Source organism: Bacteroidota bacterium, assembly GCA_016718825.1.
Taxonomy (GTDB): domain Bacteria; phylum Bacteroidota; class Bacteroidia; order J057; family JADKCL01; genus JADKCL01.
Window position 1 is genome coordinate 136,031 of record JADKCL010000065.1, and the last position, 14,655, is coordinate 150,685.

Consider the following 14,655-nt stretch of genomic DNA (forward strand, 5'->3'; position numbering starts at 1 on the left):
TTAGATGAAGATTTCGGGGAAAAGTTCAATTGATTTCTCGGCGCTGTCTGGAAGGAGCGTTACAATGACCCCCTCGGATATCGACTTGGCGAGTGCAAGGGCCCCGACAAGATTTCCTGCCGAGGAGGAGCTCAACAACAAGCCTTCGTAGCGGGCTGCATCGCGCATCATCGCATAAGCTTCGTCGGTAGTGACCACCAACCTTGCATCTGCCGCGGCCGGATTGTAGATTTTGGGGACATCCGAAGTTTCGAGGTGTTTCCATCCCTCCATCGCATGCATGGCGATATCAGGTTGCAATTCGATGGCTTGAATTTGCGGATTCAGCTTTTTCAATGCAGCGGATGTGCCGACAAAACTGCCTGTGGTGCCCAAACTTGAAACAAAATGTGTGATTCGGCCCTGGGTTTGCGCCCAGATTTCGGGCGCTGTTCCGAGGGTATGGGCAAGTACATTGGCGGGGTTGCTGTATTGGTCGGCATAAAAATAGGCTTCGGGATCTTTGGCTAGAATCTCCTTGGCCAGACGTTGTGCACCGTCGCCGCCTTCCATGGAATCCGAAAACACCAATTGCGCGCCGTAGGCTTTGAGGATTTGTTTCCTTGCGGCAGCCATATTGTCGGGCACGACAAGTTTAGTTTGAATGCCGATTGCAGCACCGATCGCCGCGTAGGCAATGCCCGTATTGCCACTTGTAGCATCGAGCAAGGTCTTTTCCGGATTGAGCAATCCTGCTTTTACGGCCTGTAAAATGATCTGGTATGCGGCGCGGGCTTTGACACTTTGCCCGATTTGATGCCATTCCAATTTGACATAAACCTCGACGCCGGGTTTGTTGAGCAGTCGCCTGATTGGCACAAGGGGGGTATTCCCTACCTGTGCCGCAAGCGAATGCAACCTGGATTGTAGTGGTGAAAGTTGTGTAACCGTATTCATATTGAAGGGATAAAATGCAGTAAATAAAAAGCCCCGCTTTGTTGGCAGGGCTCAAGCAGTCATTGGGATCAATGAAGCTACGCCATGCCGGAATGCAAATCGCAACAGCAACAAAACATAACTCCTTGACAGCCTTTGATATTCATTTTTCTATTTTACGTATTTCAAACGATTGGAAAACAAAAAACCCCACCATCATGGAGGGGCCGCATCAGATTTCGAACAATCGAAAAATCAATCCATGCAGGTCATCCCTCCGAAACGGAAGCGGGACAACAACAGGTATGGATCGCAGAAAACATCTTGCTGCAATGTTCGTGTGCCGCATTCACAAAAACAAGCGCGATGTTGATTTTATTTTTGAAGAGGCGATTGGAGGATGATCCGGAAGCGTCTGCAAACTATGCTATTGCTTGACCACGCGGGCATTCCGTACAATTTCTGCGCCGGCTGAATTGGAAACGGAAATCAAGTAGGTCCCGGCAGGCAATTCTCGAATGGAAAATGGGATTCTGTTTTCGCCTGAATTCCAGCTCACTTTCAGGGTTTTGACATTTTTCCCTGTAAGGTTAAGCACGCGCAGTTCGCCTTTGTCGGCTTTGTCGGCAGTGAATTCCAATTCCGTTTCACTTGCGGTTACGGTCGGATTCACTTTGACCAAGGCTTCACTGAATCCGCAACCCTCGATCGTGGTGATCCCGGAATATTGGGATTCGCCGTTTCTGTCGACCATTTTCAGGCGGTAATGGCAAAACCCGTTCGGCAGATTCAAAGGCGCGCCCTCTGCCCACCGATAGTTTTGAATCGCCTCGGAATTGCCCGCTGCAGGGATTTTTGCTTCTGCTGTCCAAGTTTTGCCATCGAGGGAACGCTCCACGTCAAAATGACTCATTTCGATTTCCTTTTCGGTCACCCAATCCAAGGCCATCTTCCCGGATTCGCATTCGCCCTGCAAAAAGGTGAGGGTAGCCGGGAGTATCACGCAGGAAATGGGCTTGGGCGCACAAGGGGAGAGGGTTGTGTTGGAGATGACCAAGGCATTGCCACTAGCGAGGAGCGTTCCTGCAGCAGGGATTTTTAAGTCATAAATGGCACCCGTCGTGGCGACGGACCCCAAAAGGGCGAGGTTTGCGTCAAATTTATAGATGGCATTCGTTGAGCCTACATAGACATTGTTGCAGGCATCCAAAACGAGGCCCCCATTGGTATTTCCGCTGCCGAAAAATCCGCCTGAGAATCCGCCGCCGGTGATCGGGGTGGACGCCACAAGTGCGCCCGTGGCAATGTCTCTTTTCTGAAGCGTATTGCCATTGTTGGTATATACGTGGGTGGTATTGGCGTCGATCACATTCATGCCTTGGACGCTTTGCGCCATGTAGGCCGGGCTGTAATAGGGATGCGCAACCCCCGTTGCCACGCTGTAAACGATTCCAAAGGTTTGATTCAGGCAAATCAGGTTGTCATTGCTCAGGAGATAATAATTGCCATTTCCGCCTGTGATCAAGCCTCTGATTTCCTTCATTCCGACGGGCGAAACGTTGTAGGGGCTGCCTACCATTTGGTTGCCGTTGGTCAGGTTGAGGTTGAAGACATGACCTTGTGGAGAAGTGAGGCCAATGATTCGGCTGCCGCCCGAGACGAGCTTGGTGTTGTCGCAGCTCAAGATCAAGGTCCAGTATTCATCGAGGTTGAAAAAGGGACCATTGTTGGTGAATGTGGTCGCCCCCGCAGTGGTCAATCTCCGAATTTTTGCCGCAGAGCCGCTGGTAATGAAGACATCGCCTGCCGGCATGGTCAGCAATTCACCAAACCAGGCATTGGAGGTATCCCAAGGCGACACATGCGTCCACTGCAATGTGCCGGCGCTGTTGTATTTCTTCAGGTTGTAGCCCATTCCTCCGCCAAAGACATAGACATTTCCCGCTGCATCGTTGTCGACTTCAAAAGCGCGGTTGAATGGGGCAGGAAGGGCCGGATTGATCGTCCAAGGGTCGATCACAATTGCCTTTTGATGGTCGTAAGCGCCCAATTCGAAGGTCACTTCGTCGCCATCAAGTTCAAATTCGACGGGGATGTACATGCTCGCGTCGTCAGCGTACCAAGCTTTGGGGGCTTGGTCGACCAATTCGCCCAACACTGCTGGCAAGTGAATTTGCCCTTGTGCATCCAAAGAAGGTGTTGCCCCGCGCCACCGCAGGCGGATTTGTGAAGCATCTGCGCCTGCTTGCAAATGAAAGCTGTATTTCAACCCACGGTCGCCTTCGCCTGCAAATTCAGCATCGATTCCCGGATAGATTTCAGCGTAACGCAAGCGCTCAAAGGCATTGGCATGATCCACATTGACAAATTGATCGCCTACGGGATAGCTATACGTGTAAAATTCGTCTCTTTGGTCCAAGGGCTGAAGGACAGCTTGTTGCGAAATCCCCACAAATTCCATCGAAATGCGGCTGCTGAGGATTTGACCACGTGGTGCCCCCTCTTCGTGCTCCTCCTGCGGCTCCTGCGCTGCGCGTTCCTGCTTCTGAATGAGGTAATGAATGCCTTTGTCGCCCACCAAAACCTGCCATCCGAAGCCGTGGTCCATCACAAACCGGCCATGATCTCCAAATCCCTGTGCCAAGGCATCGTATTGTCCTCGATTTTCAATGAAATCCTGCGGACTCTTGAGCGAAATGGTCCAGTCCTGCTGCGCGATGGCGGGTTGGAAATGCGAAAACAAGCAAACAAACGTAGCAAGGAAGGGGATCAGTCGAATTGCAGGCATTGATGAAGGACAAAATTGATGAATCCAAGTGTGTAGGCGCTACCGTTCGCCCAACATGGCACAATTTATAGAAAATGCTTCAGCTTTCCCAAAAGCCTGAAATTTGAAGGATTAGGCCATTCCAAAATCCGTGGAAATGGGAATATCTTTGGGCTTGAAACCAGTACTGATGAGAAACGCTTTTGCAAATTTTTTGGTCTTGACGCTATTGGCAGCAAGCTTTTTGGGCGTATTCCATCAATTTGATCCCGATTTCAGGCTGCAGTTTGACAGGCAATTCAGGCTGATTGCCGCGCAGGATGCGGTTCACACAGTTGCTCCTGCTCAACTCCGCAAGACGCACGTGCGCCATTCCTCCAAAGTCTGGGCCAAAATTGATGCCCAAGCCTTGGCTACCCCCAAGTCCAAAACCTTGGATTTGACCACCTTGGCGCATCATTTGACGGCCAATGCAAAAACGGATTGGGAACGCGTGCGGGCGATTTATCGCTGGATTGCCGAAAACATTGCCTACGACGACGCCGGTTACAACAGCGGAAAGTATGGTTTTAATGATGCCAATGAGGTTTTGCGACTTCGAAAGGGCGTCTGCGACGACTATGCCGATTTGTTCAAGGCCATGGCGGAATCCGCAGGTTTGGCCTGTGAGAAAGTAACGGGCTGGTCCAAAGGCTACGGGTATTCGGTTGGGTCCAAAATGGACAAGCCCGACCATGCCTGGAACACTGTTTTTGTAGAAGACGAATGGCATTTGATCGATGTGACTTGGGCCGCTGGATTTGGCGAAACCGTCAATGGCAAGCTCAAAACCACCAAGAAGTTCAAGGATCAATGGTTTGATACTGCCCCCGCCGAATTCGTGTTCAAGCATTTGCCAGCTGATTCCAAATGGCAGTTGATTCCGTTTCCACTTTCCCTTGCAGAATTCCAAACGTTGCCATTGGCCGGTCCCGACCTGTTTGAAATGGGTTTTAATGCCAACAAGGTCATCGCTGATCACCGCGCGGGCAATGCCAAGGAGTTACCCTTGGTTTATGATCATCCCTTTGATATTCAGGCTATTTCTGTCCCGACTTACCGGGCGTTTTCTTTGAAAAATACGCTGACGCTTGAATTCGAATGCTCAAATTGTGCCGCCATGGCGGCCGTCTCGGAGGGGGTGATGACGGCCTTCAGCCAAAAAGGTCCCCAATTTTCATTGACCTTTTCGCCAGGGGTTGGAACCTTGGGAATTTTCGCGAAAAAGGACAAAAAGACGCGCAATTATTCGGGAATCATGGAATTTGAAGTGATCGATGGGAAAAAAGGCCATACCAATGATCCTGTTTAGAGATTCCGTTATCTTGAACGTCGAATGGCGAGTTCCCAAATTCAAAGTTGGCGTGCAATCGCAGTGTTTTTCGGTCTGATTTTGGCTGAAGGATTGTTGTTGACCTACATTCCGAAAGCAGATCAGACCTCGCATATCGATGTTTGTTGCGATTCGGTGGACCTGGATTCGCTTCCACAGCCCATCGATTCTTCTGCTGCCAAAGTCCTTCAAAATCCTGATTCGATTTGGAAAGCCATTGATGCCCATGCCCTTGCAGCGCCCTCGGAAGTCGAAGACAGCATCTACAGCCTTGCACAATACCTCTTTCGACCCGCAAAAAATGACTGGGAGAAAGTTCGCGCATCCTATCGTTGGATTGCCGACCGCATTGCCTATGACGATGCCGCCTACAACTCGGGCCGTTATGGTTTGGCAGATATTCAGGTGATTTTTAAGATTCGCAGGGGTGTTTGCGAGGACTATGCGAATCTCTTCAACCTGCTGATGGCCCAGGCACAGATTCCGAGTCGCAAGATTGTCGGATTCACTAAGGATTTCAGTTCGCTGCGCACACGGGGATCGCTCGAACCCGACCATGCGTGGAATGCGGTTTATGTGGACAGTGCGTGGCACCTGATCGACGTGACCTGGGCGGCGGGATACGGTCAGCTGCGAAATGGAGTGCTGCATTCGACGAAGCGCTTTGAAGATTTTTGGTTTGCCCCTCCGCCGGGCGCCTTCATTTTTACGCATTTGCCCGACGAAGGCCGCTGGCAATTGCTGGAAAACAGCCTCAGCGTTGCCGAATTCGAATGTTTGCCCAATGTTTCCGCTGATTTTTTCAAATTGGGCTACGAATGGCAACCGCTGCTGGATCAGTTGAATCAGGGAAGCCTTCAGGAATTGCCCACGGTATTCACCCATCCCTATGCTGTCAAAATCGTCGACGCACCCAAGGTCCGCTACCTTGATCCGGACAGTCTGCAGCTCCGGTTCGTTTGTACAGATTGCAAGGGAATGGTGGCCCAATCGGGTGGGCGATTCTTTGATTTTGAACAAACAGACAGCCTTTATTGCCTCGACTTGAAACCCAAAAAGGGAAGCCTGCGGGTCTTTGGCAAAAAGCGGAAGTTCGCCACGCGCTTCGAAGGCATTGTGGAATTCTGGGTGCGCAAAACGCCCTTGGCTGCAAAGGTGCCCTAGAAACGGGGTCGCGGTTGGCAACGCCGCATCAGTTATCCACCAAGACTGATTTTACCTTGGAATCGCCTTCGGGATCCGCTACCTTTGTGCCCGCATCCGCTATTCCCGGATGCTTCAGAATCGATGTCATCTTCCTCCCAATTCAGCAAGAGTCTCGCGACTTTGCAACTGTCTCCTATTGTTTCCATTTCCGAACGTGCCCGTGCGCTTGCCCCGGGCTATATCGCCGAAACCGGCGAAGACTTCATCTATTGGCAGCGCGGCGAGATCAACTTCCCAACCCCGGATTACATTGTCGCCGCATGCGGAAAAGCTTTGGCAGCCGGCCTCACCAAATACCCCAAATCAGGTGGCGAAACCGTGTTCAAGGAGGCCATCGCCCGCAAAATGGCCCGCGTCAATGGCGCCAAAGACCTCAATGCTGACGATGTGATCGTCACCTACGGCGGACAAGAGGCTTTGGAATTGGTGTTCAAGCTGTTTGAAGGGCAGCGCGGCGCCGGATTTGCTCCCGCTTGGAGCTGTGTTTTGGAAAATTTTGTGCCTTATTGCCAGATCGACTTCGAAGAAGTGCCACTCAACGCCGATTTTTCGGTGAATTACGAGGCCTTGGACGAAGTTTTGCAGGATGTCGCCTTCTTTTACCTGAATACGCCGCAAAATCCGACCGGCAAGGTCTTCACCGAATCGGAAATCCGCAGCATTGCCGATCTCTGCGAAAAATATGGCGTTTATTTGATCAGCGACGAAGCCTACGAACGGATCGTATTCGACGGATTGGACTATTTCAGTCCGATGGCGCTGAACAAGGAGTTCATTTTGGGTTGTTATACCCTGAGCAAAACCTACGCAATGACCGGCTGGCGCTTGGGTTACATCGTTTGCCGCGACCCCAAAATCGCCCGGATGCTGCGTTTGGGCGATTACAGCCAAACCGCAGGCGTCGTGACCTTCTTGCAACATGCAGGCGCTGAGGCGCTCGACAACATCGAGGCTGAAGAAGCCTTCCTCGCACCGATTTTGGTCGAATACGAGCGTCGCCGCGACTACCTCTACGACCAATTGTGCACCATCGAAGGGCTTGTGATCAACCGTCCCCAAGGCGCCTTTTACTTTTTCCCCGACTTTGCAAGCTTCATTCCCCCGCACATCCCTGCGCAGGCCCGCAACCTTTATGTGTTCCAAAAACTCATGGACGAAGGCGTTGCGACGGTCTTTGGCCTGGCATTTGGCAAACACTTCGGCACAAGCCTGCGGTTGTCATTCAGCTGCACCGGCATCGAAGACATCGATCGCGGCATCAAACGGATGAAGGTCGCGCTGGAAAAGTGCAAAGCTGAGTTTGGTGTAACAGGCGGCGTTTGAGGATCCTGATGATGTTTTGAATGCGAAGGGGGCGCTAACACCATGCGGTGTTTGCGCCCCCTTCGCTGTTTTGCTGCAACATGATTGCTCTGTGGGACTGTTTGCCTACTGTTCGCAGTGAATTCTCGATCGTATGAGGGAAGCCGCACTTTGGTTCGCAATAAATGAATCGTCAATTGTAGCGGCAACAGCAATGCTATAAAAGGAATCATTTAGCTAATAAAAATGCTAAATTTTTCCCGCAGGTCAACCAACTTCCCAAAAATCCTCTTATCTTTGTCACCATGTCCGCAACGCAAACATATTCTGTCGGGGTCCTCACGCGCTATATCAAGCAGCGGTTGGAGGGCGATCCCTTGTTGCAGGATGTTTGGGTGACGGGCGAAGTGAGTAACCTCACGCAGCATGGCTCAGGACACGTGTATTTTACGCTCAAGGACGAAGAGGCGCAACTCAGTTGCGCCATGTTCAAGGGTGTCGCCATTCGCTATTTGCGGAAAATGCCCAAACACGGGGCCAAAATTGAAGTGCGGGGCGAATTGAGCTTATATCCGCCGCGCGGCAGCTATCAATTGATCGTGCGCGAGATGCAATTCGCAGGCGAAGGCGACCTGCACCAACGGTTTTTGGCATTGCGCGACAAGCTGCAGGCCGAAGGACTGTTTGATGCGGCGTTGAAAAAGCCGATTCCCCGTTTTCCGAGGACCATTGGCGTCGTGACCTCTCCTACGGGTGCGGTCATACGCGACATCGTGGATACCCTCCGGCGCAGGTACCCGCACGTGCGGGTCGTGCTCGCGCCCACGGTCGTACAAGGGGATGCAGGCGCGGATTCGATCGTGCGTAGTTTGGCTACGCTGAATGCCATTCCGGAAATCGATGTGATCCTGCTCGCAAGGGGAGGAGGTTCGTTGGAGGACCTTTGGTGCTTCAATGAAGAACGTGTCGCGCGGGCAATTGTGGCGTCCGAAGTTCCCGTGATCAGTGGTGTGGGTCATGAAACAGATACCACCATCGCAGATTTTGTTGCCGATTTGCGCGCGGCTACCCCGACGGCAGCTGCCGAACAGGCGGTTCCGTTAGCTTCCGACTTGCGGGCAAGCCTGACGCAGGTGGAGCAGCAAATGGGGCGAAGCCTGCAGCATTTCATTGAAGTCAGGCAGCAGATGCTCGACGACTACCAACGACAGATGGAGGCTACGTTGCTGCATCAACTTTCATCGGCGCGGCAACAAACCGAGCATTTGGAGGGGCAATTGTTGAGTAGCATGTTGGGCACGATCAGTTTCAAGCGGCAGACCATGAACGATATGGCCCATCGTTTGGAATCGGCGGCTGTCGGCTTGATCGACAAGCAGCGCAACGCGCTTCAAATCATGGAATTGCAGCTCAAGAGTTTTGATTTCAGAGATGTTTTGAGCCGCGGTTTCAGCATTACTACGTTGGCCGGAAAGCCCGTCTTGGATGCAACCACGCTTGCTGAACAAGACGAAATCACCACCTATTATCACCAAGGAAAATCAGTGTCAAGTGTCAAAAAAACAGAAGATTACCACGGAGGAGAATGAACCATTCTCCTTGGAGGACAGCCTGCGGGAAATCCGTGAGATCCTTCAGAAAATGCAGATGGGGGCCAATGACTTTGATGAAAACATCAAGTTGTTTACCCAGGGCACCGCTTTGATTGCGGATTGCCGGAAGTATCTGGATACAGCAGAAATGTCGGTCAAGCAGCTCATCAACGGTCCGAAGGGTCCGGAAGCCGTGGACTTTGAATGAGCTTTCCCACATTCTGCGTTACTTTTGGGGATTTTTTTCCGTTGACAGGCGGTGGCGAGTCCCTACCTTTGTGTTGTTTAGAATTGTTTAACATTCCCTTAAGTCGATTAAGTTATGGTTATTGAAGGTAAATTGCATGCGAAGTTTGAGACGCAACAAATCTCAGACAGCTTCAAGAAGCGCGACTTCGTTGTTGAATACGTTGACAATCCGCTGTATCCGCAGTATGTCACGTTTCAAATCAACCAAGACCGTGTTTCCTTGGTGGACAATTTCGCAGTGGGGGATAAGATTGAGGTGACCTTCAATCTACGTGGCCGCGAATGGACAAACCCTCAAGGTGAAAAGAAGTACTTCAACACGCTCGAAGCTTGGCGCGTTCAGAAGGTGGAGGCTGGCGCAAGCACCCCATCCAATGGTGGCGGTCAAACAGTACAAATCGGAGTGCCAGCGGATATTTCCGGTGACAACTCCGACGACTTGCCGTTCTGATTCCTGACGCTCCTTTTTAGGAGTAGCCCCTGTTGTTCCTTCCTGATTTTTTATAGCTTCCGCTGTTGCTTCAGGTGCGGGAACCGCAAAAAAAGCCGATTCTATTTTTTGAATCGGCTTTTTTTGATGTGGTGGTGGGATTTTGATGTCGATTATTCCGCCCACGCGTCAAGCGCCTTGAGTTCGGCGTCGATGCGCGTCAACCATTCCCGTTGCATGCGGTTGCTTTCGCCATGATTGGTGCCTTCATCATATTCATTTTGCATCTGATAATTGGCAGCGATGATCGCTTTTGCAGCGTTGTCAATCCCTGATTTTCCGAGTCTGCACGGGTTGGGATGTTCTGCAAAAAATTTGCGCAGCTTGCGGGCATGGATTTCAGTGATGTCAAAATGGCCTTGTTCATGCAGCAACAAGGAATGCGTCGGCTCCTTCACCCAAGACCCGTGCGGGACAAAAATGGCGTAGGCTTCGACGGTAAATCCTCGGTAGTCGCAATTCCATGAGAACGTGATTCCTGATTCGGTCAAGGCATCCATGTTGCTCATGCGATCAGGCTTGGCCACGAAATTTTCCCATGTCAGGCGCGAATCCTTCTTCCATTTGATCTCGCCTTCAATTCCTGTGGTCGAAACGGGAGCCGCAGAGAGCATCGGCAATACGAGCATCAGCATCAAGAGGGCGCGAAGATGGAAATTTAGCCTTGGACGATTCATAGACAATCCGCTTTTGAAGTGTTAAACTACAAAATTGGTGCCGAGGTTACGTGCGGTCTAGAAAATCTTCGTCCGGTCTAGTTGCGCAAGATGTTTTTTTCGTTGCCAAATCGGTTGAAACTGAACATCACAGCCAAGCTTGCGAGTACCAGCAAGGATCCCACAGCTTCGACAAAGTACAAGCCATTCATGGTGCCGGCGATCAGTTCCTTGGTGATCAATGTCACGTTGAGAATCGGGACAAGGGCGGTAATGGCATTCAGTTCGATGCCGGGCATCATTCCGATTGCGGCGGGCATGATCACGACAAAGTTGAGCGGTTGCAAGGTGGTCGCAGCCTCCTTGAAGGATTTTGCATAGACCGTGGCAGGAATCATGATTCCCGCGAAAAACACCACAAGTGGCAGCAACATCGACACCAAGGCGGCGATTGTTCCCGGGGAAAGAATTGCCAAGGCCACGTCGATCAATTCACCGACGCCGCTGCCTGCGAGTTTGATGCCGATAAACAAGCCAACCATGGACAAAATTGCACTCAAAAGCCCAGCGGTGATGATGACCAACATCTTACCAATCAGTATTTTCCAGCGATCCACTGGAGCGCTTAACAAGGTTTCGATCGTGCCGCGTTCCTTTTCCCCCGTAAAAAGGTCGATGGCCGGAAACATGCAGCCCATGTAACAAAAAATGATGAAGATATAGGGCAAAAAGCCGCCTGCAAGTTTGCCGATCGTTTCACGCATGGAAGCGGTGTTTACAAATTCGGTTTGGGTCGGTTGGATGTTTTCCAGGGTCAAATGCAATGATTTTAGCCTCAAATCGAGCAATTGCTGCTCAAAAAGGTCGATCGATGTGTCGAGTCTTCCATTTGCGATATCGGAAGCAGCGGCACCGTAAGTGAAGATTTTACCGGTTTGGAGCTCGGAAACTTTGTTTCCAAAGTCATCGGGCAAGGAAACGCCGACATCGAGACGATTGCTGCGAATCCAAAGCCGTATTGAATCCGGATTGGGTGCATCATAGACCTCAAATTTTCCAGTCTCTTTCAAAAGTTGTCTCAATCCCAAGTCATTGCCATTGGAATGGAAACCAATTCGCAACGATCGGTTGAGTTCCTGTTCATTGGAATTGCTTTGAATGGCATTCATAATCCCAAACAAGGCAGGAAATACCGCGAGGGGAATGATAAACATGCGCAAAATCGAACGGCGATCCCGCAACATGTCCCGCATTTCCTTCTTGTAAATAATCAGTATCTGCTTCATAGTGGGGTCGCAGCATGTACGATACGGATGAATTCCTGGGTCAAACCTTCGGTCTGCATACCCGCCTTGAAAGCGGTCATGGTATCATTAAAAAGCAATTTCCCTTTGTGGATGATCGCAAGGTCGTCTGCCAATAAATCCACCTCGCTCATGATATGAGAGCTGAAAATCACCGTTTTACCTTGCGTACGCAGGTCGTTGACCAACTGAATGATGCTTTCGGCAGTGATCACATCCAAGCCACTTGTGGGTTCGTCAAACACGACCACTTTGGGATCATGAATCATTGTCCGGGCGATGTTGACTTTTTGCTTCATGCCCGTGCTCATCTGCCCGCAACGTTTGTGCACAAAGTCCTCCATCCGCAGCAGGTGAAATAGGTGCTCCTTTCGCTGTTTACAATCAGCATTGGATACACCAAACAAATCGGCGAAGTATTGAATGACTTCTGAAGCCGTGAGCCGGTCATAGAGTCCGGTTGATCCCGTCAAAAAGCCCATTTGCCGACGCGCCTCATTGGCTGCACGCTGTGTATCGATACCGGCGACCAAAATTTTGCCCGTCGTCGGATGCAAAATGGATGCAATCATGCGGAGCATCGTCGTTTTGCCTGCCCCATTGGGTCCCAATAACGAAAAGACGCGTCCCGGCTTACATTCAAAGCTCACTTCATCCACCACCTTTCGATGATTGCTGTCGGCCTTGGATTCCTTTACCTCCTTGCGGGTAAGGGTAAATTCTTTGGAAACGCCTTGAACTTCGATCATTGGGGATGGATGAATTTTAGAGGAGTCCGGATCATTGTCCGAGCCACGACCGACGTACCGCCACCTGCTCAGGCGTTGCCTTTGGATCAATGGTAACCAAGTTCATGCCCTTCAGTTTAACCGCAATGGCTTTGGCCTTGAGCGTTTTTTCGGCAAATCCACCCTTGCCGTCCGGGCGTGCAACGACGACTTTAACCTTATAGCCTTCTTTGCGATTGGCCTGGAAATTGGAAAATACTTCGTCGGCATTTTCTAGCGTAATCGGCTGATCGTCAAAGCTTACAATTTCGTCGCCAACCATATAGCCGAGCGTTTCCCCGAATTTGTTCATCCCATCGATATTGGTGACCATGAGCCTGTTGGATGCGCGGTTGGGTTTCACTTCAGCCTTGCCAAGCGTCAAAATTTCGCGGTTGGCGAGGGGTTCGTAGCGTAAACCTGCCATTGCGAGGATGTCAGCGTAAGGAAGCGAGGCGGAACCGGAAACATATTTCTTGAAAAATACGCCGATTTCGGGGTAGGTGAGCGCAGTGATCTTGTCAAACAATTCGCTGTCTTTGAATGGGCGGTCCTTGCCGTAGCTTTTTGCCAATTCGCGCATCAATTCCTGGGTTCCCATTTTGCCTCCCGAAAGTTTACGCAGCTGAATATCAAGGCACATGCCGATCAAGGCGCCCTTTTGGTACACGTTGAGGTATTGGCTTTTGTATTTGTCCAGGCAACCCAAGCTGATCTCGGTAAAAGGAACCGAATCATTCATAAAGTTGGCCATCGTGATCTTTTGGCTGATCATCCGGAAATATTGATCCTTGGAAATCAAGCCTTGTTTTACCTGCACATGGCCGGCTGCGTATTCGGTCAAACCCTCATACAGCCAAAGGTGCATCGACATTTTGGGATCGATGTAATCAAAGTATTGGATTTCCTCCGAATGGATGCTCAACGGCGTCACGATATGGAAAAACTCATGGGCAGCCACATCACGCATGGTTTCACCTGCTTGGGATTCGCTCGTTTCAGGAAGGTAATACATGGACGAATAGGAATGTTCCAAGGCACCCATTCCGCCAGATCCACCAAATCCAGCGGTCAGGTAAACGATGAAAGCATATTTTTCGACAGGAAGTTTTCCGCCGAGATACTCCTTTTGCGCCGTCATGATCTCCGAAATTTCGGCCATGATTGCCTTGGCGCTCACTTTTTTGTTGGGCGAATAAACGGAAACCAAAACTTTGGCACCTCCGACATTTTCCCAGGCAGTGTCAGGCTTGCAATACATGATCGGGGAGTCCGCGAGCCGGTGATAGTCATTGACTTCGAAAACATCTTCCGTATCTCCCGATTTCGTGGCGACCAAGGCTGTGGACCCGTAGAATCCTGAAGGTTTTTTCACCGTCAACTTAAACGGCATTTCCTTCATGCCTTCGAGGTAGCCAAAAAAACCAAAAGGATTGACAACGAAGTTGTTATTGACCTCGATATTGGTTCCTGCGGGTTCAAAAATGCGTGGGGTTGCCTTGGAATCCCAGGTATCCTCGACCCAGTAGCTGATCTTTTTCATGCTTTTGGCATTCCGGATGAGCCAGCGGTTTTGGTCGATATAGTCGACGGGCAACGGGGTTCCGCTTTCGTCAGTTGCTTCAAAACCTGTGATAAATCGACCAAAATCGGAAATCGAATAGGTGCCCGGAACGATTTTGGGCATCTGGAATTCGATTTGATCGGTGGCAACGGCAGGAGGTGTGAGGGTGACTTGGACGCGGTCTTCAACCACCTGAGAGAGATCCAGTGAATAGGAATAGTCTTTTTGGGCCCAGAGATTGCTGCAAAAGGCAAAGCCGGCCAACAACAAAGCGAATGCGCGATTTTTCATGTACTGATGTCTGAGAAATATGTCTTCGCGGCGAATATCGCAAAGATCGAGGGATTCAAAGGGTAAAAACTTGCCTTTCCACAACCTTATTTGGCTTTGTTAACAACTGACTTACTGATTCTTTTCTACATGGATGTTCGTGAAACCCTTTATTTTTGCGCCGAATTAAAAATCAGTTCA

Annotated in this window: 13 protein-coding genes; 7 read left to right on the plus strand and 6 right to left on the minus strand. The window is 50.6% G+C overall.

Annotation, left to right across the window (positions count from 1 at the left end):
• Complete coding sequence (locus IPN95_29560; protein ID MBK9453459.1) at positions 1 to 936, minus strand: cysteine synthase family protein; 936 nt, start codon at positions 934 to 936, stop codon at positions 1 to 3.
• A 71-nt stretch (positions 937 to 1,007) separates the two neighbouring features.
• Here IPN95_29560 and IPN95_29565 point away from each other — a divergent pair, with 71 nt between their 5' ends.
• Complete coding sequence (locus IPN95_29565; GenBank protein MBK9453460.1) at positions 1,008 to 1,319, plus strand: hypothetical protein; 312 nt, start codon at positions 1,008 to 1,010, stop codon at positions 1,317 to 1,319.
• Positions 1,320 to 1,342: 23 nt separating this feature from the next.
• Here the strand turns inward: IPN95_29565 and IPN95_29570 are convergent, their stop codons facing one another.
• A complete protein-coding gene (locus tag IPN95_29570) occupies positions 1,343 to 3,703 on the minus strand; it encodes a hypothetical protein (GenBank protein ID MBK9453461.1) in 2,361 nt (786 codons plus the stop codon).
• 169 nt (positions 3,704 to 3,872) lie between these two features.
• Here IPN95_29570 and IPN95_29575 point away from each other — a divergent pair, with 169 nt between their 5' ends.
• The 6 genes from IPN95_29575 to IPN95_29600 all read left to right on the plus strand — a co-directional run bounded on the left by IPN95_29575 (position 3,873) and on the right by IPN95_29600 (position 9,854).
• Complete coding sequence (locus IPN95_29575) at positions 3,873 to 5,033, plus strand: hypothetical protein (GenBank protein MBK9453462.1); 1,161 nt, start codon at positions 3,873 to 3,875, stop codon at positions 5,031 to 5,033.
• A gap of 24 nt (positions 5,034 to 5,057) precedes the next feature.
• On the plus strand, positions 5,058 to 6,218 hold the full coding sequence (locus IPN95_29580) for a hypothetical protein (GenBank protein MBK9453463.1): 1,161 nt from the start codon (positions 5,058 to 5,060) through the stop codon (positions 6,216 to 6,218).
• Positions 6,219 to 6,341: 123 nt separating this feature from the next.
• Complete coding sequence (locus tag IPN95_29585; protein ID MBK9453464.1) at positions 6,342 to 7,583, plus strand: aminotransferase class I/II-fold pyridoxal phosphate-dependent enzyme; 1,242 nt, start codon at positions 6,342 to 6,344, stop codon at positions 7,581 to 7,583.
• A 284-nt stretch (positions 7,584 to 7,867) separates the two neighbouring features.
• Positions 7,868 to 9,151, plus strand: a complete 1,284-nt coding sequence (xseA, locus tag IPN95_29590) for an exodeoxyribonuclease VII large subunit (GenBank protein ID MBK9453465.1) — start codon at positions 7,868 to 7,870, stop codon at positions 9,149 to 9,151.
• Positions 9,114 to 9,362 carry an exodeoxyribonuclease VII small subunit gene (gene xseB, locus IPN95_29595; GenBank protein MBK9453466.1) on the plus strand — a complete coding sequence of 83 codons (249 nt, stop codon included), beginning with the start codon at positions 9,114 to 9,116 and terminating at the stop codon, positions 9,360 to 9,362. Before xseA ends, xseB begins: the two co-directional genes overlap by 38 nt.
• 114 nt (positions 9,363 to 9,476) lie before the next feature.
• On the plus strand, positions 9,477 to 9,854 hold the full coding sequence (locus tag IPN95_29600) for a DUF3127 domain-containing protein (GenBank protein ID MBK9453467.1): 378 nt from the start codon (positions 9,477 to 9,479) through the stop codon (positions 9,852 to 9,854).
• Between the two features lie 152 nt (positions 9,855 to 10,006).
• On the opposite strand, the gene IPN95_29605 is transcribed toward IPN95_29600, so the two are convergent.
• The 4 genes from IPN95_29605 to IPN95_29620 form a co-directional block, all read right to left on the minus strand.
• Complete coding sequence (locus tag IPN95_29605; protein ID MBK9453468.1) at positions 10,007 to 10,570, minus strand: DUF922 domain-containing protein; 564 nt, start codon at positions 10,568 to 10,570, stop codon at positions 10,007 to 10,009.
• 77 nt (positions 10,571 to 10,647) lie between these two features.
• Positions 10,648 to 11,835, minus strand: a complete 1,188-nt coding sequence (locus IPN95_29610; protein ID MBK9453469.1) for an ABC transporter permease — start codon at positions 11,833 to 11,835, stop codon at positions 10,648 to 10,650.
• Positions 11,832 to 12,602: an ATP-binding cassette domain-containing protein gene (locus IPN95_29615; protein MBK9453470.1), complete on the minus strand. Its 771-nt coding sequence runs from the start codon at positions 12,600 to 12,602 to the stop codon at positions 11,832 to 11,834. Before IPN95_29615 ends, IPN95_29610 begins: the two co-directional genes overlap by 4 nt.
• A gap of 31 nt (positions 12,603 to 12,633) precedes the next feature.
• Positions 12,634 to 14,475 (minus strand): peptidase M61, encoded by a 1,842-nt coding sequence (locus IPN95_29620; protein ID MBK9453471.1) that lies wholly within the window; start codon positions 14,473 to 14,475, stop codon positions 12,634 to 12,636.
• Between the last annotated feature and the right edge of the window lie 180 nt (positions 14,476 to 14,655).

Excerpts from the sequence above, each read along its gene's own strand:
- IPN95_29580 (MBK9453463.1), top strand. The coding sequence starts at position 5,058 with ATGGCGAGTTCCCAAATTCAAAGTTGGCGTGCAATCGCAGTGTTTTTC.
- IPN95_29610 (MBK9453469.1), bottom strand. The coding sequence starts at position 11,835 with ATGAAGCAGATACTGATTATTTACAAGAAGGAAATGCGGGACATGTTG.
- IPN95_29615 (MBK9453470.1), bottom strand. The coding sequence starts at position 12,602 with ATGATCGAAGTTCAAGGCGTTTCCAAAGAATTTACCCTTACCCGCAAG.
- xseA (MBK9453465.1), top strand. The coding sequence starts at position 7,868 with ATGTCCGCAACGCAAACATATTCTGTCGGGGTCCTCACGCGCTATATC.
- IPN95_29570 (MBK9453461.1), bottom strand. The coding sequence starts at position 3,703 with ATGCCTGCAATTCGACTGATCCCCTTCCTTGCTACGTTTGTTTGCTTG.
- IPN95_29605 (MBK9453468.1), bottom strand. The coding sequence starts at position 10,570 with ATGAATCGTCCAAGGCTAAATTTCCATCTTCGCGCCCTCTTGATGCTG.
- IPN95_29560 (MBK9453459.1), bottom strand. The coding sequence starts at position 936 with ATGAATACGGTTACACAACTTTCACCACTACAATCCAGGTTGCATTCG.
- IPN95_29600 (MBK9453467.1), top strand. The coding sequence starts at position 9,477 with ATGGTTATTGAAGGTAAATTGCATGCGAAGTTTGAGACGCAACAAATC.
- IPN95_29585 (MBK9453464.1), top strand. The coding sequence starts at position 6,342 with ATGTCATCTTCCTCCCAATTCAGCAAGAGTCTCGCGACTTTGCAACTG.
- IPN95_29620 (MBK9453471.1), bottom strand. The coding sequence starts at position 14,475 with ATGAAAAATCGCGCATTCGCTTTGTTGTTGGCCGGCTTTGCCTTTTGC.
- IPN95_29565 (MBK9453460.1), top strand. The coding sequence starts at position 1,008 with ATGAAGCTACGCCATGCCGGAATGCAAATCGCAACAGCAACAAAACAT.
- IPN95_29575 (MBK9453462.1), top strand. The coding sequence starts at position 3,873 with ATGAGAAACGCTTTTGCAAATTTTTTGGTCTTGACGCTATTGGCAGCA.